The organism is Microbacterium sp. I2, from assembly GCF_051364985.1.
Taxonomy (GTDB): Bacteria; Actinomycetota; Actinomycetes; order Actinomycetales; family Microbacteriaceae; genus Microbacterium.
The window spans coordinates 1-20,923 of sequence record NZ_JBLWIH010000007.1 but is presented as its reverse complement, the minus strand read 5'-3'; the positions used below and the strand labels follow the sequence as shown (position 1 = coordinate 20,923).

The following is a 20,923-nucleotide window of genomic DNA, read 5'->3' as shown; positions in this document are numbered from 1 at the left end:
ACGATGCCGTCACCCATAGAGGACTACGCCCTTCTCAGCAGCTGCCGCACCGCGGCGCTCGTGTCACGGGAGGGGAGCATCGACTGGTTCTGCGTGCCGCGCTTCGACTCGCCCTCGGTCTTCGGGGCGCTGCTGGGAGATGAGAATCACGGATGCTGGAGCCTGCGCGCGAGCGACCCGCAGGCGACGAGCACCCGGCGCTACGACGGCGACACGTTCATCCTCGTCACGCGATGGGAGACCGACGAGGGTGTCGCCGAGGTGCACGACTTCATGCCGATCGACGGCAATCGCGTCGACATCGTGCGCCGGATCATCGGGATCTCAGGCACGGTCGAGTTCACCGACACGGTGCGTCTGCGCTTCGACTACGCGCGTGCGATCCCATGGGTGCGCCAGGTGCCGGGCGTGCCGCTGACGGGCCTCGCGATCGCCGGACCTCACGCCCTCGTGCTGCGAGGAGCGCCGCTTCGTCCCACCGACCATGCCCATCAGGCGCGGATTCCCGTCGGGGCCGGTGAGGTCGTCGACCTGTCGCTCACGTGGTTCAAGTCGCACCATGAGGTGCCCGACCCGCTGGACGTGGACCGCTCGCTCGCCGCGACCCGCGCGTGGTGGCAGGACTGGGCCGACCGCATCCACCATCACGGCCCGCACCACGATTCGGTCGTGCGGTCGCTGCTGGTGCTGCGGGCGCTCACGCACGAGAGCACCGGCGGCATCGTGGCGGCGGCCACCACGTCGCTTCCCGAGGACTTCGGCGGGTCGCGCAACTGGGACTACCGCTACGTGTGGCTGCGGGATGCCGCGCTCACCCTCGAGACGCTGCTCGAGCACGGCTTCACCCGGACGGCCGAACGGTGGCGGGGATGGCTGCTGCGCGCGATCGCCGGCGACCCGGCCGACGTGCAGATCATGTACGGCATCGCCGGCGAGCGCGACCTCGCCGAGCGCGAGATCACCAGTCTTCCCGGGTACGAAGGAGCGTCGCCGGTGCGGATCGGCAACGGCGCGGTGGACCAGTACCAGGCCGATGTGATCGGCGAGGTCATGGTCGCCCTCGAGGCCACGCGTGCCGCGGGGGTGGAAGAGGACTCGTTCTCGTGGCCGCTGCAGCGCGCGCTGCTGACGCAGGTGATCGAGTGGATCGACCGGCCCGACCACGGCATCTGGGAGATCCGCGCCGAGGAGCGGATGTTCACGCACTCCCGCGTGATGATCTGGGCCGCGCTGGACCGGGGCGTGCGGGCGGTGCGGGAGTACGGGCTCGAGGGCGACGCCGAGACGTGGGAGAAGATGCGCGACCGCATCCGCGCCGAGGTCGAGACCGAGGGCTACGACGCCGAGCGCGGGCATTTCGTGCAGCACTACGGTTCGACCGAGGTCGACGCGTCGCTGCTGCTGATCGCGCAGGTGGGTTTCTGCGCCTACGACGATCCGCGCATGGTGGGCACAGTGGCTGAGATCGAACGCACGCTGATGCGCGACGGGCTCGTGCGGCGGTATCGCACCGAGTCGGACGTCGACGGCCTCGCCGGTGGCGAGCATCCGTTCCTCGCATGCTCGTTCTGGCTGGTCGAGCAGTACGCCAGCAGCGGCCGCACCGACGACGCCGGTGCGCTCATGGACCGTCTGTGCGCGCTGGCCAACGACCTCGGCCTGCTGTCGGAGGAGTACGACGTCGAAGCGGGCCGTCACGCCGGCAACACTCCCCAGGCGCTGACCCACCTCGCGCTCGTGCGTGCGGCCGACGCGCTCGGCGGGCACGCGGGCCGCGCCGCGCTGCGGAGATGACGAAAGCTCCCCACTGGCCCAAGACCGGCCGATGGGGAGCATCCGGAATCCGCGTCAGCGGGCCAGTGCCTCCTTGAGCTTCACGCGGCCGCCCATGCGCAGCAGCGAGTTCTGGTAGATGCGCGCGCCCACGAGGATCGCCGCCACACAGGTGGCCATGAGGATCACGAGCGAGAGCAGGGACTCCCACCACTGCGCCTGACCGAGGAAGATGCGCATCGGCATGCCGACCGGTGCCGAGAACGGCACGTACGACATGATCGCCAGCACCAGCGGGTTGTCGTTGAAGAAGATCACCAGGAAGTACGGCGCCATGATCAGCATCGTCAGCGGCGTCGTGGTCGAGCCGACGTCCTCCATGCGCGACACCATGGAGGCCGCCGCGGCGAACAGCGCCGCCAGCAGGATGAAGCCGAACAGGAAGAACACCGCGAACCAGGCGATCGGCCCGCCGAGACCCTGCAGCAGCGCGGTCTGGTCGGTCACCGTCAGTCCGACGATCGCCACGGCGGCCAGGAGCAGGATCTGACCCATCGCGAGGATCGTGTTGCCGACCACCTTGCCTGCCAGCAGCACGCGCACCGGTACGGCCGAGATCAGCAGCTCGACGACGCGGGTCTGCTTCTCCTCCACGACGCTCTGGGCGATCGTGCCGCCGAACATCGACGCGGCGAGGAGGAACACGATGCCGAATCCGAGCGCCGCGATGTAGCCGAGGGCGGGGTTGACGTCGTCGGGCGAGAGCAGCTCGACCGGCGGCACCTGGGCCAGCTGCAGCAGCAGCTGCGACGGTGCGCTGGACTCGGCGAGGATCGTGAAGCCGGTCGGCGAGTCGGAGTCTGCCACGACCGCGGCGTCGACCTCGCCGCTCTCGACGAGCGCCTCGGCCTCGGCCCGGTCGGCCACGTCGGTGACGTCGAGGCCCTCCGCGTTCGCGACGTACTGCGAGGCGTCCGACGTGACGGCGACGGGCGTGCCGCTGGAGTTCGCCGCCTGGAAGCCGCCCCAGATCACCAGGGCGAGGGCGCCCAGCACGAGGATGGCCGTCGAGATGACGAACGCCTTGCTCCGCAGCTTCGAGCCGATCTCACGCTCGGCGACGAGCCAGATGCCCTGCGGCGCGCTCAGCCCATGCGAGGGTGCGGACTCACCACGTTCGAGGGTGCTCACTGGATGACCTCCTTGAAGATCTGGGCGAGGGTGGGATGCTGCGGAGCGAAGCTCGCGACGTCGCCCTGTGCGACGGCGCGGCGCAGGACGCGCTGCGCGGTCTCGTCGCTGTCGGCGTCGAACACCGCATAGCCGCCGTCGAAGTCGAGGACGTCGACGCCGGACTCGGTGCGCAGCCAGCCCGCGTCACCGGCCGAGACGAGCTCGAACCTGCGGGTGGAGTGCTGGGAGCGCAGCGCGTCGCGCGCGCCCGCCGCACGGATCGTTCCGCCGGCGATGATGACGAGGTCGTCGCACAGGCGCTCGACCACGTCGAGCTGGTGCGAGGAGAAGAGCACCGCGACGCCGTCCGCCGCGCGCTGCTGCAGCACGCCCGCGACGACGTCGACCGCGAGGGGGTCCAGGCCTGAGAACGGCTCGTCGAGGATCAGCACCTGCGGGTCGTGCACGAGGGCTGCCGCGATCTGTGCGCGCTGCTGGTTGCCCAGCGACAGAGTCTCGACGTTGTCTTCGAGACGCTCGCCGAGCCCCAGCTGCTCGAGCAGGGCGGTCGCGCGAGCTGTGGCATCCGGTTTCGAGAAGCCGTGGAGCCGCGCGAGATACACGATGTGCTCGAGCACCTTCATCTTCGGGTACAGGCCGCGCTCCTCCGGCATGTAGCCGAAGCGGCGGCGGTCGGATGCCGTCACCTCCGTGCCGTCGAGCGTCACCGTGCCGCCGTCGCGAGCCAGCACGCCCAGCACGATCCGCATGGTGGTGGTCTTGCCGGCGCCGTTGCCCCCGACGAATCCGGTCAGGCGCCCCGGCCTCACCTCGAAGGACACGTCGTCGAGTACCCGGCGTCCGCCGTAACTCTTGGTGATCCCGCTCAGCTGCAGCATCCCGTCTCCTCTCCGCCCTGTGATCGAGCCTGTCCACACCAGGCTAGGCAGGCGTGCGCGACGGGACCTCCCCCTGAAGGCGGACTCTGCTCCGTCCGGGGGAGGGGATGCGATTCCATACGCGGGAATAGACCAGATGTGTATGTCCTTGCATGGAAATGGAACGTCCACGGTGGTCCCCGCCGGGGGCCTTTTCTATCTGGAGGAACACATGACCGACCGGACCATCGGCTACATCGTCGGCAGCATCTCGTCGACCTCGATAAACCGTCGCCTCGCGAAGGCGCTCGAGCGTCTCGCACCCGCGGGCATGCGTCTCGTCGAGATCCCGATCGCCGGCCTGCCGTTCTACTCCCCCGACCACGACGGCGACTTCCCGCAGGTGGCCCGAGACTTCAAACAGGCGATCGAGGACGTCGACGGCGTCATCATCGTGACGCCCGAGTACAGCCGCTCGATCCCCGGCGTGCTCAAGAACGCGCTCGACTGGTCGGCGCGTCCGTACGGCCGGATGTCGTTCAACGGCAAGCCCACCGCCGTGATCGGCACCTCCCAGGGCGGGATCGCCACCGCTGCGGCCCAGCAGCATTTGAAGGCCATCCTCAGCCACTACAACGCCCCCACCCTCGGCCAGCCCGAGGGCTACGTGCAGGCGACCCCCGGACTGTTCGCCGAGTCCGGCGAGGTCACCAATGACCAGACCGCCGAGTTCCTCGTCGGCTATCTCGAGGCCTTCGGTGCCCTCGTCGATCGCTACGTGCAGGTGCCCGTCGCCGCCTGAGTACTCTCGATCGGATGCCCCGACCGTGCGCCTCTCGCAGGCCACGGGCCGGGGCATCCGTCGTCGTGGCGGCCGCGGTGCGTCAGGCCAGTCCGCGGCGGTGGGCGTAGACCACGGCCGCGACCCGGTCGCGGGCTCCGAGCTTCTGCAGCACGTTGGACACGTGCGTCTTGACGGTGGCCTCGCCGATGTAGAGCCGCCGGGCGATCTCGGCGTTGCTCAGCGCCTGCGCCACGAGTCGCAGCACCTCCGCCTCCCTGTCGGTCAGCTCGGGCCTCACGGTCGAACCCTCGGCTCGCGCATCCCGCGAGAATCCCTCGGACGGGCGGGACGGCGGGTGCCACCCACCGTCTCGTCCACCAGATGGATTCTCGCGAGAGGGGACGGGGGTGGCCGCGGCGAAGCGGGCGATCACGCGGCGGGTCACCTCGGGTGCCAGGAGGGCGTCGCCGGCCGCGGCCACGCGCACGGCCGAGACCAGCTCCTCCGGGCCGGCGTTCTTCAACAGGAAGCCGGTCGCGCCCGCCGCGAGGGCGTCGAAGAGGTAGTCATCGCGGTCGAACGTCGTCACGACCACGATCGCGGGCGACGACGCCGGGTCGGCGATGATGCGCCGTGTGGCCTCGATCCCGTCCATGTCGGGCATCTGCACGTCCATGCACACCACGTCGGGACGCAGGGCGGATGCCGCGGCCACGGCCTCTGCGCCGGTCGACGCCTCGCCGGCGACGACGATGTCGCCCGCTGACTCGAGGATCATCCGGAAGCCGGCGCGCATGACGGCATGATCGTCCACGAGCAGGACCCGGATCGGCGTGCCGCTCACGAGCGTGCTCCAGCGGCGGCATCGGCGGGAGCTCCGAGCGGCACGTGCAGCCGCACGAGGAACCCGCCCCGCGCGCGGGGCGCGGCGTCGAGCGTGCCGCCGGACGCGATCGCGCGTTCGCGCATGCCCACCAGCCCGAGCCCTGCCCGCATCACGAGTGCCGACCGTCCCGTGTTCGAGATCTCGAGCTCGACCGCGTCGGCGCCGTAGCGCAGGCGCACGTCGGCGGCGGCACCCGGTCCACCGTGCCGGCGGGCGTTGGTGAGCGCCTCTTGCGCGACGCGGTACAGATTGACCTGCACCACGTCGGGCAGCTCGACGGGATCGCCGACGACCGTCAGCGTCGTGGGCAATCCGTTCGCGCTGGCGTGGCGCACCAGATCGGGCAGGCCCGAGACGTGCACCGTCGAACCGCCCTCGGAATCGCCGGCGGGGGTGCGCAGCGTCTCGAGCAGCTGCCTCAGCTCGTGCAGGGCGGAGCGGGCGGATGCCTCGACCGAGGCGAGCGCTGTGCGCGCGGCATCCGGATCCTTCTCGAGCACGGCTCTGGCCGCACCGGCCTGCACACCCATCGCCGAGACGTGGTGGGCCACGACGTCGTGGAGTTCACGTGCGATGCGGACGCGGTCGAGGGCGACCGCCTGAGCCGCCGTCACCTCGCGCTCACGCTCGAGCTCGTGCGTGCGCTCCTCGAGCGCGGCGCGCGACAGAGCTGCGGCGTACGCACGGTCGCCCATGTAGTACGCGCCCCCGAAGAACGCCGCGTTGACGAGGAACTGGATCAGCATGTACGCCGCGAACGGTGAGAACATGCCCGCCTGGGAGGGTGCGCCGTCTCCCGGGTCGATCGCCGCCTGGAAGGTGGTGATGAGCAGCCAGACGAACATGCCCACGATCACCGCGATCCGCACGAGGGCCGCGCGGCGGCGGTCATCGACCCACGCGCCCACGGTGTACATCGCGATGAAGACCGCGATGTTGCCGACGTACAGCTCGGGGATGCGTGCCGACATACCGACGAAGAACACGAGCGCGAGGACGACGACCACCGTGACCGGGTAGCGGCGCCGCACTGCGAGCGGGGCGGTGATGCCCAGTGCGTAGACGAGGGCCCACTGCAGTCCCGGGGCGTCTTCCGAACCGAAGAAGCCGACGACGTTCCCCAGTGCGGCGCTGAGCACGGCGCCGACGAAGAGCACTCCGGCGAGCCAGACGTCGCTGCGCAGATCGCTGGGACTCGGTGACGGCCGGTGCGTCACGCGCGCGGGAGGGTGGTCGGACATACCTCAACGGTACGGAGTGCGCAGGGCCGCGGCATCCGTCCTACGGGGGAGAGCACTTGTTGTTGGCAAGCGTGCGCCTCGCCACCGCAGCCGCGGATAGGCGGCCGACTCGACGGTCAGGCCGTCGGAGCAATCGCGAGGATCGTGGTGTCGGCGCGGCGGCCGAGCAGGCCGGTGGCGGGATCGAGATACCGGATGCTGATCACGTGCTCGCCGGGAGCCATGTCGTACACGACCCGGCGCAGGGGTTCGTCCTCGAAGACGTGCCGGGTGCCGGTCGGTGTTCCGTCGAGCGACACGACGGCCGTCTGCCCGGCCAGGCCCTCCAGCAGGAGGAAGAAGTCGTCGGCCGCGCCGTCGAAGTCCGCGTCGACGAGCTGAGCCTGCAGCGTGCCGTCGTCGGACGTGACGGTCGGGACCGGTGCCAGGAACGGTCCGATCGGCGCGCTCGCGGCAGAGGGGAGCGACCCGGGCGACGTCTGCACCGCGTGCAGGGTCATGCCCGCGCGGAGGGAGTCGGCGGGGATCTCGACACGGAAGCGTCCGTCCTCGCCGATGGTGGCCTCGGCCAGACGCGCACCGCGCTCGTCGATCATCTCGACCAGCGCCCCGGCGACGCCGGTACCCGTGATGGCCGCCGGCACCGGGGCGTCGGGGTCCTGCGGCGCGTCCAGTGCCGGCACCGCCGTCTGCACGGGTGGCTCCGGGGTGGGCGTCGGAGTCGGAGTCGGGTTCGGAGTCGGAGCGGGCGTCGGGGCGGGAACGGGCGGCGGGGTCGGTGCAGGAGCCGGTGCCGGCGGCGGCGCTGCGGCATCCGGTGCGGCATCGTCCTCGGGCAGCGCGACGGGCTCGATCGGCGGCGCCGGGTCGGGAGCCGGCAGCGCCGCTTCCTCGGGGTCATCCGTCTCGAGGTCGGCGGGTTCGCTGGCGTCATCCGACACGGCCGGTGAGCCGATGTCGGCCGAGGCGGGACCCTCGCCGACAGACGGACTCCACGGGGCGATCGCGATCACCACGGCGGCCGCGGCCGCCAGGCCGGCGGCGGCCACACCGCTCGCGATCCCCACGATCGGGAGGGCAGTGGTGCCGGCGCCCCCCGCGCCGGCACCTCTGCCCGCGGCGCCCCCCGCGCCGCGTCCCCCGGTTCCGGACGCGCCGCCCCAGTCGGGCGTCCCGGTCACCGCCAATGCCACGGCCGGAGTGGCATCGGCGGTATACGCGACGGCCCCAGCACCGCCGAGTACGAGTGGCAGCAGGATCATCCGCAGCTTGTGCGAGACGTCCTCGATGTCGGCCGCGACGATGCGGCACGCCTGACATTCGCGCAGATGCGCGTCCAGCCGCTTGCGGTCGGCGCGGCGCACCGACTTCTTGGTCTCCTGCGCGACGAGCAGTTCGCACACCCAACGGCACTCCGCGGGGCGTCGGGGATCGCTGACGTGGGCCTGCAGCCATGCCTGCCGGAAGCCTTCGCGAGCGCGATACGCCAGCGCCGACACGGCGTTGGGTGACATGCCGAGCAGCGGTGCGATTTCGCGGGGCTTCATCCCCTCGACCTCGATGTACCACAGCAGCGTGCGCCAGCGCGCCGGAAGCTCCCGGAACGCCTGCGCCAGCACCGATCGGTCGGCGACGACCTCGGCCATGTCGGCGGGCGCATCCGCCGGCCGTTCATCCAGGTCGTCGAGCGGCTGCTCCTTGGAGCGACGACCCCACGATGCAGCGATGTTGCGGATCGTGCTGAACAGGTAGGGACGGAAGCCCTCCCGCGGCCCGCCGCCGCTGCGGATGGTGGCCAGGATCGAAGTGAACGCCTCCGAGACGAGGTCGTCCGGATCCACCGAGGGGCTCACCGCACGCGCCGCGCGACGACCGCTCTCCACGTGACGCTGCCACAGCGTCGCGTACGCCGAGTCGTCCCCGCCGCGCGCAGCTTCGACGAGGTCGTCATCCGACGGCTCGAGGAGCGCGTCGCTGACGGCGTTCGGGCTGGTCACGTCTTCTCCTCGCCGGACGGCGTGTTCGGGCTCACTCGTTCACCGGCGGCGCGGATCGGCGCCAGGCTAGCGATGCGGGCTGGGAAACCCCTGGTGAGGGGTGATCCCGGGTTCGGGTGGAGCACGAGCTCCGTACATCAAGACACGATCGGGGCGGAATCATGACGCGGACCGTGAAAAAAGTTCGCACAGCATGTCGGCGTGGAGGGACGGATGCCTCGGCCACACGCGTTAGCGTGCGGCTGTGAGCGACCCGCATCCGGACTCCGCACCGCGTCGGCGGCGAGATGTCCCGGTCGGCGTCGTCATGGTCGGCATCGCCGCGGTCGCGTGGTGGCCGGCGTTCACCCTCGGTGCGTGGGAGGAGATCTTCTTCGACGACATCCTCGGCCTCTGGGCGGCGTCGACGGCCGCGTTCGTCTTCGTTCTGGTCGAGCGCCGACCGGTGGGGGGCCGTCTGGCCCGTGCCTTCGTGCTGCTGCTGCCCACGGTGTGGCTGGTGCTCAACTTCGCGATCTCGGGTGAGACCACCGACCTGGCGGTCGCGATCGTGGATCTCGCGGCGCTGCTGGCCGTGCTGCTCGGCATCCCATTCACACTGTGGGTGCTGGTGCGTGTCGTGTGGCCGGACTTCGCGTCCGAGACCCGCCGCCGCACGAAGTGGCTCATCGCGCTCGTGGTGCTCGGGATCGCGGTCACGTCGTTCGTGCTGGGGCTGAACCAGGAGCACTTCCTCACGTGCGAGGACTTCACCATCAGCGGCAACTCCGAGCCGCCCGGCTGCACGCCCGCGCCTCCCGACTGAGCCGGCTGGGTCAGAAGATCATCGGGCGGTCGTCGTCGTCCGCGTCGTCGAAGTCGAGGTCGACGACGACCGGGACGTGGTCGCTCGGGGCCTCGCCCTTGCGCTCGTCGCGGTGGATCGCCGCTCCGGCGACCGCCTCTGCGACGGCGTGCGATCCGAGGATGAAGTCGATGCGCATGCCCTGATTGCGGGGGAACCGCAGCTGCTTGTAGTCCCAGTAGGTGTAGCCCGACGGGACGAGCGGGCGCACGACGTCGTGAAGACCGGCGCTCTCGAGCGCAGCGAACGCCTCGCGCTCGGGCGGCGACACGTGCGTCGAGAAGCCCTGGACCACCGCCGGGTCGCCGTTGTCGGCATCCGTCGGCGCGATGTTGAAGTCGCCGACGAGCGCGAGTGGCAGGTCGGGCTGGGACGCCAGCGTGCCCGACACGTACTCGCGGAGCGCCTCGAGCCATTCGAGCTTGTAGAAGAAGTGGGGGTCGCCCAGCGAGCGACCGTTCGGCACGTAGAGGCTCCACACCTCGACGCCGCCCACGGTGGCGCCCAGTGCGCGAGCCTCGAGCGGGGCATCCGTCCCGGTATGCCCCTTCTCGAACCCCGGCATGCCGGGGAACGCGGTGCGCACGTCGGTCACGGGCTCACGGCTCGCGATCGCGACACCGTTCCACTGCGAGAAGCCGTGCGCCTCGACGTGGAAGCCGGCCTCTTCGAACCGGTCGAACGGGAATTGCTCGACCTTGCACTTGATCTCCTGCATCGCGAGCACATCGATGTGCTCGCGCACCGCGAAGTCGACGATGCGGTCGACCCGGGCGCGGATGGAGTTGACGTTCCACGTGGCCAGGCGCATTCCTCCAGCCTACGGCGGGGCGGGGACGTGGTGAGCACTCCGCCCCTTGTCGGCGTCTGGCTCCGATGGCATGCTCATCGGCAACCCAGGGAAGGGGTATGAAGATGCGCAAACCCGCGCTCGCGCTCGCTGCCACCGCAGCGGCACTGCTGTTCCTGTCCATCGGATCACCGGCTCAGGCGGTCACCGACGGCGTCCCCGACGGCGACGGTCATCCGAACGTCGGGCTGATGGTCGCCCAGAGCGAGGACGGCACGCCGTTGTGGCGCTGCAGCGGCACGCTCATCTCGCCGACCGTCTACCTGACGGCGGGCCACTGCACCTTCGGCGCCGACAGCGTCGAGATCTGGTTCGACGACGACGTGCGCGACGCCGTGGCACACGACTACCCCAACGAGGGCGACGTCTCGGGGACGCCCTACACCCACCCGCAGTACGACGACGCGGCGTTCTATCTCTACGACCTGGGCGTCGTGGTGCTCGACGAGCCCGTCCACGTCGACGAGTACGGCGCGCTGCCCACGCTGGATCAGCTCGACGCCTTCAAGACCGACAAGAAGAACATCACCTTCACGGCGGTCGGATACGGGCTGCAGAAGAGCTTCCCCGACGCGGCGTCCTGGAAGACCCAGGCCGAGCGCCTGCGCATGGTGTCGTACCCCAAGCTCAACCAGATCAATACGGGCTTCACCGGTGATGCCTCGCTGCTGCTGTCGAACAACGCCCACACCGGCGGCACCTGCTCGGGCGACTCCGGCGGACCGAACTTCATCGGCGACACGAACGTGATCGCCGGCGTCACGTCGTTCGGCCTGAACAGCACGTGCGCGGGGACGGGCGGCGTCTACCGCGTCGACCGCGCCGACGACCTGGCGTGGCTGTCGACCTTCCTCGACTGACCTGAGTACCCGTGTGGGCCGGCGCCGCTTGGCGCCGGCCCACTCTGATCTGTGAATTTGATGGCCCTCCGTAGACTCGGGGCATGACCGTCGCCTCCACGTCCGAGCTCGAGCTCGATCGCCAGAACCTCATCGCCCTCATCAAGGCCGAGGCGGTGTTCCACGGCGACTTCACGCTCTCCAGCGGCAAGCAGGCCACGTACTACGTCGACATGCGCAAGCTCACGCTCGACCATCGTGCAGCCCCGGCGATCGGCCGCATCATGCTCGACCTCGTGCGCGACGTCGACGGCATCGTCGCGGTCGGCGGGCTGACCCTCGGCGCCGACCCGATCGCGAACGCCGTGATGCACGAGTCGGCCCGCACAAGCGCGCCGCTCGACGCCTTCGTGGTGCGCAAGGAGCCCAAGGACCATGGCCGCGGCCGTCAGGTGGAGGGGGCGGATGTCGCCGGCAAGCGCGTCGTCGTGGTCGAAGACACGTCCACCACCGGCCAGTCCGCGCTCAAAGCGGTAGAAGCCCTCCGCCGCGAGGGGGCAGAGCCCGTCGCCGTCGCCGTCATCGTCGACCGCAAGACCGGGGCGCAGGCGGCGGTCGAAGCCCAGGGTCTGCAGTGGCTCGCGGCGATCGACCTGGACGACCTCGGACTCGAACCGCAGTAGCCCGCATCAGTCACAGTCACAGTCACTGTCACAGTCGCCGTCGCCGTCGCCGTGGCCGTGGAGCCGGGCCGGTCGCCGTCAGCGAGCGAGGATCTCTGCGTTCAGAGAGCGCTGCCAGTCCCGCAATCGCCACATCGGGTGGTGCGGCGCCGCGTTGGAGCACAGCACCACTCCCCACACGCCATGGTCGAGGGCGGTCCGGACTCCGTGTTCGGCCAGCGAGAGTCCGATCTCGCTCTCTTCGAACGTGCCGTGCAGCGGGGTGTAGCCGACCCACCCCTCGCCGACGACCGCGGGGACGCCCTGCCAGCGTGCCCAGGCGGCGATCGCGATCGTTCGCGCGGCGATCTCGCGCCGCATGGCGTGCTCGTACGGCGGATAGTGCTCGAAGAGCCACGCGTCCCAGGCGGCCGGGTCGACCCAGTCGTACCCGTAGATCATCTGGTCGGTGACGACGGTCGCGCGGTACTTCCAGTCCCTTGCCCGACCGTATGTCTCGACCGACGGGGCGTCGGCCCTCAGCAGCGCGCGGAGCGCGGCGTTCGGGAAACCTTCGCTGCCCTCCGAGCGGATATCGATGCGCTGCTGCAACGCATCGAGCACGCCGTAGCTGTACACGTGGAACTGCGCCGCACCGAGGCCGGGCGGCAGGCCGTGCATGGCGAGGTGGGGCGGCTTGCCGTAGCTGGCGGTGATGAGGAGGTCGGGATGCCGCGACCGCAGCCGCGAAATCTCCTCGGCCCCGCTTCCTGCCAGGGCGGGGAGGATCGAGAAGTCCACTTCGTTGTGAAGTTCGACCAGTGCGATCCGCTGCCGATGGTCGTGCCGCGTGAGCCACTGGATCATCCGGTCCCAGGCTTCGGCGAGAACTCGGTAGCGCTCCTGCAGCGGAACCGAGTCGATCGCGTCGAACCAGTCCGACGATGCGGCGAACGCCGGGGACTGCTGGTACTCCCACGTGGCGAGCACGATCACCACGCCGTGACGCGCGGCCGCCTCGAACAGCTCCAGCAGTCGGGCGCGCAGATCCAGGCGGAATCCGCCCGGAGTGTCGTACCACCGCGTGCGCTGACCGAAGTAGCCGCCGTGGGGCGATGCGCCGAGCCCCTCGATCTCCAGATCCTGCGCCCGGCGATCCAGTCCGAGGCCCCCGAACAGCAGGAGCGGCGCCGCGCAGATGCGGATGGCGTTGTAGCCGAGCGCCGCGGCATCGGCGACTGCGGAGTCGAGGTCGGCGTAGGGCTCGCCCGAGCCCGCCTGCGTGTACCAGGAGAAGTCCCACAGGGTGATCGTCAGCCGCTGCGGAAGGTGGGCCGGCACCACCCCGGTGAGTGCGGATTCGTCCGACTCGATGGCGCCGGTACCCAGGTAGCGCTCAGTCATCAGCCGACCCCTTCCGAGGTTCCGACGAGCGTCGTCGCCGCTTGCTGGAAGGCACGTCCTTGGGCGGCGAGGTCCGCCAGCCGGCCCGCGACGTCGATCCGGACGGCCGCCGTGTCTGCATCGAAAAGAGTCAGCTCAGGCACGGAAGTCGCGAAGTAATCGACGACGTCGCGCGCCTCCCGCAGGCTCGCGGCACGCGAGTCCAGCGCATCCCATGCGGCCGACGCGGCGTCGGTGTCGCCGAGATGAAGTCGAGCGATGCCCTCCCAATAGGTCGCCTCGTCCGCCGACCGCGGAGCGACGGCGAGCGGCGTCGGGGCGACGGCGGCGCGCCAGGCCTGCTCTGCGCCGTGCGCATCGCCGGCGGCCGCGCGGGCTCTGCCGAGCAGAACCCACCGCCGCACCGGCCGCTCTGCGGGGTGACGGCCTTCGCCGAGCGTGCGCGGCGGCTCGAGGCCCGATTCCAGGAGCGCGGCAGCCGCGTGCGGATTCGTGTCGAGGAGCTTCTCGGCACGCATGCACGACGCCCGGTCGAACGCCGCGATGACGCGTCCCTCGCCGCCCTCGAACGGGCGGAAGCGGCGAGTGGTGAGGAGCGACCATGCCTCGTCCACGCGCTCAGCGTCGAGAAGCAGCTCGGCGTACCGCACGGCGAGATCGTCGCGCTCCCCGAGAAGCGAGGCATGCCGTTCGAGCAGTTCGAGGCGCGCTGTCGAGCCCAGACGGCGGCGGGCGGCGAGGACATCTCTTTCGAAGACCAGCCGGGCGTCCGCGCGCAGCTCAAGGGCTCGGGCGAGCGCGGCATCCGCCGCCGCGTCATCACTCTCGACGGCGACCAGGGCCAGGGCGAGGTTGCGCCAGAGAACCGGGTCGGTCGAACCGGAGTCCGCCGCACGCCGCAGCATCGCGAGCGCGTCGGCCTCCCGATGAGCGTCGAGAAGCCACATCCCCAGCAGGCCGGCCGCGACCGCGTCCCCGGGCTCCGCGTCGACCGCGGAGACGAGCGCATCGTACTGATCGAGTCCGGCGGGGAAGGCGAGGGATGCCGCAACACGCCGCGCGGTCGTCCGCTCGCGGTGAGCTTCCGAGAGTCGGCCTGCGCGCTCCAGCCAGTGCGCACGGAGATAGTGCCGAAGCGGACCGGCGAGTCCAGCGGCGGGCGTCGCCTCCACCGCGTCACCGGTCGAGTGCAGCGCCTCGTCGATCGCGCCGGCTCGCGCGAGCTCCGCGCCGACGTCCAAGCTCGTGCGGGAGTCGCGATCCAGCCGTTGGCCGGCGAGCGCGCGTGTCGCGGGATCGAGCGGGTCCTGCGTCAACAGCGACTCGAGCTTGGCGCGCGCCGCGTCGGTCTCACCGCGGCGCGCCAGCGCGAGGACCGCGAGCCGTCGCGCCTCCGGGATCGTGCCCGCGTCGCGGGCGGAGGCGAGCGCCTCGCTCGCCCGCCCTCTGCGCAGGGCGATGCGTGCGCGGCCCAGCGAGGCGGCAGCGGCGTAGGCCGCGTTCCACCCCGCCTTGCCGAGCCAGCGGTCTGCGGCGTCGAGGTCGCCGAGCCGCTCGTGCACGAGGCCGAGAAGGTACGCGGCCTCGCCGTCGCGGGGATTGAGATTCCGGCGGGTCACGCGCTCGATCGCGGCGGTGAGAAGCTGCCGTGCCTGTTCATACTCGCCGCGCGAGAGGTGCCAGGCACCGAGCGCTGTCGCGGCGCGGGCGTCGCGCGGATCGCGTCGCAGTGCCTCCCGCAGGTACGGGATGGCGGAGCGGGTGGGATGCCGGTACTGCAGCAGGTGGATCGCGGTCGTGTAGAGCTCGTCGTTGGTCGGCACATCCGCCGGCAGCTCGGGAGCGGTGGCCGTCCACGGCTCGCCGGCGTGCTCGTGCCGGGCGCGCCATACCACCAGCTCTGCGCCGCCGAAGACGACACGGACCTCGAGCGCCTGCTCATCGGCGGGCAGGTCGAGCCGGCCGATGAAGGGCGCATCGGGCCCGAGGTCGACGGTCCATTCGGATACGAGTTCCTGATTCCGTCGCACCTCGACCGTCGCAGCCGGCAGCTGCCGCGTCGCGATGACCGTGATGCGAGAAGCCCCGCCCTCGGCGCGGACGCCGATCGCGGCATCCGTCGTCGCCTGCCGCACGGGGCCCGTTCGGTGGATGGGGTACCAGTACTGGCGGAATCGCTTCGTCTCACCCGGCAGAAGCCAGCTGAAGTCGGGTTGGTTGTCGGTATACACGCCGGCCATCAGCTCGACATACGGACCGTCGCCGTCGGTGAGCTGGTCGTCCCAGGCGCGCCCGATGGGTCCGTCGCCCCAGGTCCATTGCTTCTTGCCGGGAGAGATCGCGCGGTCTGCCCAGTGGACGAACCCGGCATCGGCTGCGTGATCATAGCCGCCGAAGAAGGCATCGTCGGTGTCGGTGATCATGTACGACGTGGGAACGGCGATGTTGCTGTACACATCGATGCGATCGGCGCCGGGCCGCTCGGCCGCCAGGGCGGGGTAGTCCACACCGTAGTAAGGACGGTCTGCGCAGGGGAACGCGGTGATGGCTCTGCGGGCGTGATCGGCGACGAAGGCGACGTCGTCTGGGAAGAACGCCTGGTACCGCTCGTGCGACCGGGCCGCGACGTTCGCCCACCACAGGAACGTCTGCGGCACGTCGGTGCGGTTGTGCAGACTCACGTCGACCTCGATCACCGAGGAGCCCGGGCGCAGCCGGACCCCGTGCAGACCGCGCATGCGCTGCAGCGGGTCCAGATCGCTGTGCCACACCACCACGGCGCCATCCGGCTCGCGCTCGATGCGGGCATCGACGGGCAGGAAGGTCGCGGGGCGGTGATGCTGTGGCCAGTTGAACTCCACGCCGCCCGAGATCCATGGCCCGGCGAGCCCCACGAGCGCCGGCTTGATGACGTTGTTGCGGTAGAAGAAGTCATAACCGGCGACCTTGTCGTAGCCGATATGGATGCGCCCCCCGATCTCGGGAAGGAGCACCAGGCGAACGAACTCGTTCTCGAGGTGGATGGCCTGCCACTGGCGGGGTGCCTTGTCGTGCGCGACGCTGTCGACCATCGGCAGCGGATAGACCTTGCCGCTCGATCCCTGATAGACGCGCCGATCGAGGAAGAGCGGGTAGGGGTCGGGAGCGCCGGGGGCATACGTGTCGATCCACAGCGGCTCGCTCCAGCAGGCGACACCACCGGCCGCCAGGAGCTCTGCTTGCTCGGCAGGGGCGGCGGGAAGGTCGATGCGGCTCTGGGCGTCGGCGTCGGGAGTCACCTCGCAAAGCTATGCCGTGGCACGCCGCCGGACAATGGCCGAACGGGCGTCGAACATGGATGATCCGATGATCGATTCGTGGGAGGATGCCGGAGTGGAACGCGCGGAAGGATTCGAGCGGCAGCGCCTCAGTGTCGTGCCGAGACCGCTCGTCGAGTCGGCCTTGCAGCGGCCGGTCACGCGCCGGATGCTGGTGACGGACGCCGGCTACTTCCCCCGGGCGGAGCATCATGGGCGACACCGGCCACGCGGCGCGGCGGAGACGATCGTCATCGTGTGCGTCGCGGGTTCGGGATGGGTGGAGGCAGAAGGCGTCCGGACTCGGGTAGGCAGCAGTACCGCGATCGTGATCCCGAGCGGCTCCCCGCACTCGTACGGTGCGGCGGTCGACGACCCCTGGACGATCTGGTGGTGTCACGTGCGAGGAAGCGATGTGGCCGAGTTGGTCGAGGCAGCCGGCATCCGGCTCGGGCGTCTCACTCTCTCGCTGCGCGAGGTCGACCGCGTCACATCGATCCTCGATGAGATATCGGTGTCTCTGGCTCGCGACACGACACCCGCCCGGCTCACCGCCACGGCGGGGATGGCGTGGCGGCTGCTCACTCAGCTCGCCGTGGACAGGGTGCTTCCCAGCGACGGTGCACCCGTGCAGCGTGCCATGCGCTATCTGGAGGACCGCGTCGATGGGCGGGTTCAGGTCGCCGAGCTCGCGGCGATGGTCGGGGTGTCGGCATCCCACCTCGCCGCACTCTTCCGGGAGGCCACTGGAGGGGGAGTGCTCGCCCATCACAACGCGCTCAAGATGGCGCGTGCGCGTGCGTTGCTCGACACGACGGACCTGCCCGTCGCAGAGATCGGAAGACGGGTGGGCCTCGAGGATCCGTTCTACTTCTCTCGGCAGTTCAGCCGTACCCACGGCATGAGCCCGCGCGCGTACCGCGAGCTGCGGAAGGGCTAGCCCTTCGTCGCGCCGGCCGTGAGGTCCGCACGCCAGAACCGCTGCAGGGCCGTCATGAGAGCAACCAGCAACAACGCCGATACCGCGGATCCCGCCACGACGAGCGAGTAGAACATCGGGTCACGCTGCGTCTGGCCGTTCCAGAGCGTCAGACCCAGGGTCACGGGAAAGGTCGAGGTGTCGTTGAGCATCACGAGCGGGAGCAGGTAGTTGTTCCAGATGGTGACGAACTGGAAGAGGAAGATCGTCACGAGCGCCGGCGTCATCATTCGCGCGGCCATCGACCCGAAGATGCGCAGGTCGCCGGCGCCGTCCAGCCGCGCGGCCTCGATGACCTCGTCGGGGACGCTGGCGTTGGCATGGATGCGCGCGAGATAGACGCCGAACGGGCTCACCATGCTGGGCAGCAGAACGGCCCAGTAGGTCCCCGTCAGGCCGAAGGTGTTGAGCAGGAAGTAGAGCGGAAGCGCGATCACCGTCGCCGGTACGAGGACTCCACCGAGGATGACGGAGAACAGCAGGTCGCGGCCGCGGAACGGGAACTTCGCGATCGCGTAGCCGCACGCCGCGGAGATTACCATCGCCACGAAGGCGCCCACGCCGGAGTAGATGATGCTGTTGATCACCCATCGCGTGAACGCGCCGCCGTCCTGCGTGAAGAGGGCGATGAGGTTCTGCCACGCCTGCGGTGAATCGGAGAACCACAGGCCGAAGGTGCCGAAGAGGTCGGCAGGGGACTTGGTCGCCGCGATCATCACCCAGACGAGGGGGAGGAGGAAATACAGGCCCGCCACGAGGAGAACGGCGTTGACCGCGATGGTGCCGGCGGCGCCGGCGGTGCGGGCAGAGCGGCGGGAGGTCACCATGCGCGGTTGTCCTTCCGATTGACGAGACGGAGGAAGCCGAACGAGAACGCGAAGCCGAGGACGGCGACGATGACCGCCATCGCGGCGGCGAGGTTGGGGTTGCCCTGCGCGAAGGCCTGGTTGTACGCGGCGAGGTTGGGCGTGTACGTCGAGCTGATGGCTGTGGTGAGGGGCCGCAGCACGAGCGGCTCGACGAAGAGCTGGAGGGTGCCGATGATCGTGAAGACCGTGACGAGGATGATGGAAGGGCGCACCAGCGGCAGTTTGATGTGCCACACGGTCGACCAGGCTGACGCGCCGTCCACCCGTGCCGCTTCGTAGAGTTCGGACGGGATGGCGTTGAGCGCCGCCATCAGGATGACCATGTTGTAGCCGGCGAAGCCCCACAGTGCGATGTTCGCGATCGAGAAGAGCACGGTACCGCTGGCGAGCGGGTCGAAGTCGACGCCGGCCATGCCCAGCAGCTGCAGCACCGGACTGGTCGCGGGGACGTAGAGGAAGCCCCACAGCAGCGTCGCGACGACCCCGGGGACGCCGTAGGGCGAGAAGTAGAGCACGCGGAACGCCCGCGGGAACAACGCCCGTCCGGAATCGAGCAGCAGAGCCAGGCCGAGCGCCGTCACCACCATGGACGGGACGAGGATGGCCGAGAACAGCAGAAGCCGCCCCAGGCTCTCGACGAAGGCCGGATCGGAGAGTGCTCGCGCGTAGTTGTCGAGGAAGACGAACACCGTCTCGGGTGCGCCGTACCCCAGACCCGAACTGCGCGTCGTGAACATGCTCTGCACGAGCGCGTACACGATCGGCGCCACGAAGAACGCGGCGAACATCACGACGAACGGCAGTACGAGCACCCAGACGGCGCCGGGCAGGCGGCGCCGGGGATGAAGAGGCGCAGGCGCCGGCGGGCTGCTTGCGGGGGCCGGCGAGCGGACAGCGAGACTCACGGATCCTCCAGGGAGTGGACGACGGGGTGAGCCGCTCGGGCGCGGCTCACCCCGTCGGGTGTCAATCGACCGAGATGCCGCGCTCTTCGAGCGCCGCGACCATGTCGGCCTGGGTCTTGGCGTACGCGTCGACGAGCGGTGTGCCGGCGTCGACGGCCGCCTTGACGTTATCGGTCAGGCTGGCGAACAGGGTCGATGACAGCGGCGGCCACGCCCAGGAAGTATCGACGGCCTTGTCCGAGTCGGCGAAGACGTCCCAGATGTCCTGGCCGCCATAGAACTCGAACACTTCGGGCGCATCCTGCAGAGAGGCGATCGCGTCCGTGTCGACGATCGAGGGCCACCCGGCACCGATCTCGGTGAGGATGCTGACACTGTCGGTGTTCGAGTTCAGCCAGACGGCGAATTCCGCGGCGGCCTCTGGGTTGTCCGATCCCTTGAGCACCGCGTTGGCCGAGCCGCCCGCCCAGGTCGCCGAGACGTTCTCGCCCGCATTCCACTGCGGAACGGCGCCGACCGCCCAGGACCCTGCCGTGTCGGGAGCGGTGCCGCGAAGGATGGCGTCGGCCCAGGAGCCCGAGATCCACGACAGGATGTTGCCGTTCTGAAGGTCGGCGTTCCATTCGCTTGAGAAGTCGGCTTCGACCTTGACCAGGTCCTCGTCGATGAGCTTCTGCCAGAACTCCGCGACCTTGGCGGTTTCCGCGCCGTCGATGGACACCTTCCACGCGTCGTCCTCGGCGGTGAACCAGTTCGCGCCGCCCTGCTGGGCCAGGCCGATCATCCACGGCGCCTGGTTGAAGGCGAACGCGGTGATGTAGCGGTTCGGATCGGAGGCGCGTACGACCTTCGCCGCTTCGTAGAACTCGTCCCACGTCTCGGGGTACTCGATGCCGAGCTCGGCGAAGATGTCGGCGCGGTAGAACTGTCCGAGCGGACCCGACGCCTGCGGAATCGAGTAGACCTTGTCGCCGAAGACGCCGGTCTGCCACTGCCACGGGACGAAAAGGTCCTCGGAGTCAGCGACGTACGGGGTGATGTCCTCGAGGGCGTCGTTGATGAGGAAATCGGGGATCGCGTCGTAGCCGAGCTGCACGACATCGGCCGGGTTGCCGGCCTGGACCGCGGAGAGCATCGTTGCGTAGCCTCCGTCGGGCCCGGCGGTGATCGTCTCGAGCGTGACCTGGATGTCGTCGTGGGATTCGTTGAACGCGTCGACGGCGCGGTCGATGTTGGGAACCCACGACTGGAATGTGATCTCCACGGGCTCGCCGTCGGCGGCCTGATCGGACGGACCGGCGCAGCCGGCGAGGATGAGCGCGGCGGCGACTCCGCCGGCGAACAGAGTCGCCGCTCGGGTGCGGCGGCGTGCAGAAATGGACATACATGCTCCCTTGCGATGCAGACGGGACGGCCTCGTCTGGATGGTGCGCACCGAGATTACGTCGGTCCACGCAGCGCGAACATGGGATAAGTGCGCCACGACCTGGACGATTCGATGAAAGGCAGTGTGCCGGTCAGTCGCGGCCGCGGCCGCGCCACA

The 20,923-nt window shown here is 69.8% G+C and carries 17 protein-coding genes; 6 read left to right on the top strand and 11 right to left on the bottom strand.

The genetic code is table 11. From position 1 onward, the window contains the following. Window positions 1-3: 3 nt before the first annotated feature. Window positions 4-1,794, top strand: a complete 1,791-nt coding sequence (locus ACLKM7_RS05240) for a glycoside hydrolase family 15 protein (protein WP_436446107.1) — start codon at window positions 4-6, stop codon at window positions 1,792-1,794. Between the two features lie 54 nt (window positions 1,795-1,848). On the opposite strand, the gene ACLKM7_RS05235 is transcribed toward ACLKM7_RS05240, so the two are convergent. Further along, window positions 1,849-2,964, bottom strand: coding sequence for an ABC transporter permease (locus tag ACLKM7_RS05235; protein WP_436446106.1), 1,116 nt, complete (start codon window positions 2,962-2,964; stop codon window positions 1,849-1,851). Next, window positions 2,961-3,845 carry an ABC transporter ATP-binding protein gene (locus ACLKM7_RS05230; RefSeq protein ID WP_436446105.1) on the bottom strand — a complete coding sequence of 295 codons (885 nt, stop codon included), beginning with the start codon at window positions 3,843-3,845 and terminating at the stop codon, window positions 2,961-2,963. The genes ACLKM7_RS05235 and ACLKM7_RS05230 overlap by 4 nt, the downstream gene beginning before the upstream one ends. Before the next feature lie 211 nt (window positions 3,846-4,056). Between ACLKM7_RS05230 and ACLKM7_RS05225 the strand changes: the two genes are divergently transcribed. Next, window positions 4,057-4,626 (top strand): NADPH-dependent FMN reductase, encoded by a 570-nt coding sequence (locus ACLKM7_RS05225; protein ID WP_436446104.1) that lies wholly within the window; start codon window positions 4,057-4,059, stop codon window positions 4,624-4,626. Window positions 4,627-4,708: 82 nt separating this feature from the next. On the opposite strand, the gene ACLKM7_RS05220 is transcribed toward ACLKM7_RS05225, so the two are convergent. From ACLKM7_RS05220 to ACLKM7_RS05210, 3 genes are all read right to left on the bottom strand, one after another. Next, a complete protein-coding gene (locus ACLKM7_RS05220; RefSeq protein ID WP_436446461.1) occupies window positions 4,709-5,404 on the bottom strand; it encodes a response regulator in 696 nt (231 codons plus the stop codon). A 44-nt stretch (window positions 5,405-5,448) separates the two neighbouring features. Beyond that, window positions 5,449-6,735: a sensor histidine kinase gene (locus ACLKM7_RS05215; RefSeq protein WP_436446103.1), complete on the bottom strand. Its 1,287-nt coding sequence runs from the start codon at window positions 6,733-6,735 to the stop codon at window positions 5,449-5,451. A 116-nt stretch (window positions 6,736-6,851) separates the two neighbouring features. Continuing rightward, window positions 6,852-8,732, bottom strand: coding sequence for a sigma-70 family RNA polymerase sigma factor (locus ACLKM7_RS05210; protein WP_436446102.1), 1,881 nt, complete (start codon window positions 8,730-8,732; stop codon window positions 6,852-6,854). Window positions 8,733-8,976: 244 nt separating this feature from the next. Between ACLKM7_RS05210 and ACLKM7_RS05205 the strand changes: the two genes are divergently transcribed. Beyond that, entirely contained in the window at window positions 8,977-9,537 is a 561-nt protein-coding gene (locus ACLKM7_RS05205; protein WP_436446101.1) for a hypothetical protein, read from the top strand. 10 nt (window positions 9,538-9,547) lie between these two features. Here the strand turns inward: ACLKM7_RS05205 and ACLKM7_RS05200 are convergent, their stop codons facing one another. Continuing rightward, window positions 9,548-10,387 carry an exodeoxyribonuclease III gene (locus ACLKM7_RS05200; protein ID WP_436446100.1) on the bottom strand — a complete coding sequence of 280 codons (840 nt, stop codon included), beginning with the start codon at window positions 10,385-10,387 and terminating at the stop codon, window positions 9,548-9,550. Window positions 10,388-10,491: 104 nt separating this feature from the next. On the opposite strand from ACLKM7_RS05200, the gene ACLKM7_RS05195 reads away from it, so the two are divergent. Then, complete coding sequence (locus ACLKM7_RS05195) at window positions 10,492-11,286, top strand: S1 family peptidase (protein WP_436446099.1); 795 nt, start codon at window positions 10,492-10,494, stop codon at window positions 11,284-11,286. 83 nt (window positions 11,287-11,369) lie between these two features. Next, complete coding sequence (gene pyrE / locus ACLKM7_RS05190; protein ID WP_436446098.1) at window positions 11,370-11,948, top strand: orotate phosphoribosyltransferase; 579 nt, start codon at window positions 11,370-11,372, stop codon at window positions 11,946-11,948. A gap of 78 nt (window positions 11,949-12,026) precedes the next feature. Here pyrE and ACLKM7_RS05185 read toward each other — a convergent pair whose 3' ends face one another. Further along, window positions 12,027-13,331, bottom strand: coding sequence for a cellulase-like family protein (locus tag ACLKM7_RS05185; protein WP_436446097.1), 1,305 nt, complete (start codon window positions 13,329-13,331; stop codon window positions 12,027-12,029). Next, the gene (locus tag ACLKM7_RS05180; protein ID WP_436446096.1) at window positions 13,331-16,609 is read right to left on the bottom strand and encodes a DUF5107 domain-containing protein; all 3,279 of its coding nucleotides are present in this window, start codon (window positions 16,607-16,609) and stop codon (window positions 13,331-13,333) included. The genes ACLKM7_RS05185 and ACLKM7_RS05180 overlap by 1 nt, the downstream gene beginning before the upstream one ends. Before the next feature lie 67 nt (window positions 16,610-16,676). Between ACLKM7_RS05180 and ACLKM7_RS05175 the strand changes: the two genes are divergently transcribed. Next, window positions 16,677-17,567: a helix-turn-helix domain-containing protein gene (locus ACLKM7_RS05175; RefSeq protein ID WP_436446095.1), complete on the top strand. Its 891-nt coding sequence runs from the start codon at window positions 16,677-16,679 to the stop codon at window positions 17,565-17,567. On the opposite strand, the gene ACLKM7_RS05170 is transcribed toward ACLKM7_RS05175, so the two are convergent. The 3 genes from ACLKM7_RS05170 to ACLKM7_RS05160 form a co-directional block, all read right to left on the bottom strand. Continuing rightward, the gene (locus tag ACLKM7_RS05170; protein ID WP_436446094.1) at window positions 17,564-18,433 is read right to left on the bottom strand and encodes a carbohydrate ABC transporter permease; all 870 of its coding nucleotides are present in this window, start codon (window positions 18,431-18,433) and stop codon (window positions 17,564-17,566) included. The genes ACLKM7_RS05175 and ACLKM7_RS05170 overlap by 4 nt on opposite strands. Continuing rightward, a complete protein-coding gene (locus ACLKM7_RS05165; protein ID WP_436446093.1) occupies window positions 18,427-19,380 on the bottom strand; it encodes a carbohydrate ABC transporter permease in 954 nt (317 codons plus the stop codon). The genes ACLKM7_RS05170 and ACLKM7_RS05165 overlap by 7 nt, the downstream gene beginning before the upstream one ends. 61 nt (window positions 19,381-19,441) lie before the next feature. Then, window positions 19,442-20,764 (bottom strand): ABC transporter substrate-binding protein, encoded by a 1,323-nt coding sequence (locus tag ACLKM7_RS05160; RefSeq protein WP_436446092.1) that lies wholly within the window; start codon window positions 20,762-20,764, stop codon window positions 19,442-19,444. Window positions 20,765-20,923 lie beyond the last annotated feature (159 nt).

What these genes read in the sequence shown, in the direction of transcription:
- ACLKM7_RS05240 (WP_436446107.1), top strand. Translation starts at nt 4, where the DNA reads ATGCCGTCACCCATAGAGGACTACGCCCTTCTCAGCAGCTGCCGCACC.
- ACLKM7_RS05230 (WP_436446105.1), bottom strand. Translation starts at nt 3,845, where the DNA reads ATGCTGCAGCTGAGCGGGATCACCAAGAGTTACGGCGGACGCCGGGTA.
- ACLKM7_RS05225 (WP_436446104.1), top strand. Translation starts at nt 4,057, where the DNA reads ATGACCGACCGGACCATCGGCTACATCGTCGGCAGCATCTCGTCGACC.
- ACLKM7_RS05220 (WP_436446461.1), bottom strand. Translation starts at nt 5,404, where the DNA reads ATGCGCGCCGGCTTCCGGATGATCCTCGAGTCAGCGGGCGACATCGTC.
- ACLKM7_RS05215 (WP_436446103.1), bottom strand. Translation starts at nt 6,735, where the DNA reads ATGTCCGACCACCCTCCCGCGCGCGTGACGCACCGGCCGTCACCGAGT.
- ACLKM7_RS05200 (WP_436446100.1), bottom strand. Translation starts at nt 10,387, where the DNA reads ATGCGCCTGGCCACGTGGAACGTCAACTCCATCCGCGCCCGGGTCGAC.
- ACLKM7_RS05195 (WP_436446099.1), top strand. Translation starts at nt 10,492, where the DNA reads ATGCGCAAACCCGCGCTCGCGCTCGCTGCCACCGCAGCGGCACTGCTG.
- pyrE (WP_436446098.1), top strand. Translation starts at nt 11,370, where the DNA reads ATGACCGTCGCCTCCACGTCCGAGCTCGAGCTCGATCGCCAGAACCTC.
- ACLKM7_RS05185 (WP_436446097.1), bottom strand. Translation starts at nt 13,331, where the DNA reads ATGACTGAGCGCTACCTGGGTACCGGCGCCATCGAGTCGGACGAATCC.
- ACLKM7_RS05175 (WP_436446095.1), top strand. Translation starts at nt 16,677, where the DNA reads ATGATCGATTCGTGGGAGGATGCCGGAGTGGAACGCGCGGAAGGATTC.
- ACLKM7_RS05170 (WP_436446094.1), bottom strand. Translation starts at nt 18,433, where the DNA reads ATGGTGACCTCCCGCCGCTCTGCCCGCACCGCCGGCGCCGCCGGCACC.
- ACLKM7_RS05160 (WP_436446092.1), bottom strand. Translation starts at nt 20,764, where the DNA reads ATGTCCATTTCTGCACGCCGCCGCACCCGAGCGGCGACTCTGTTCGCC.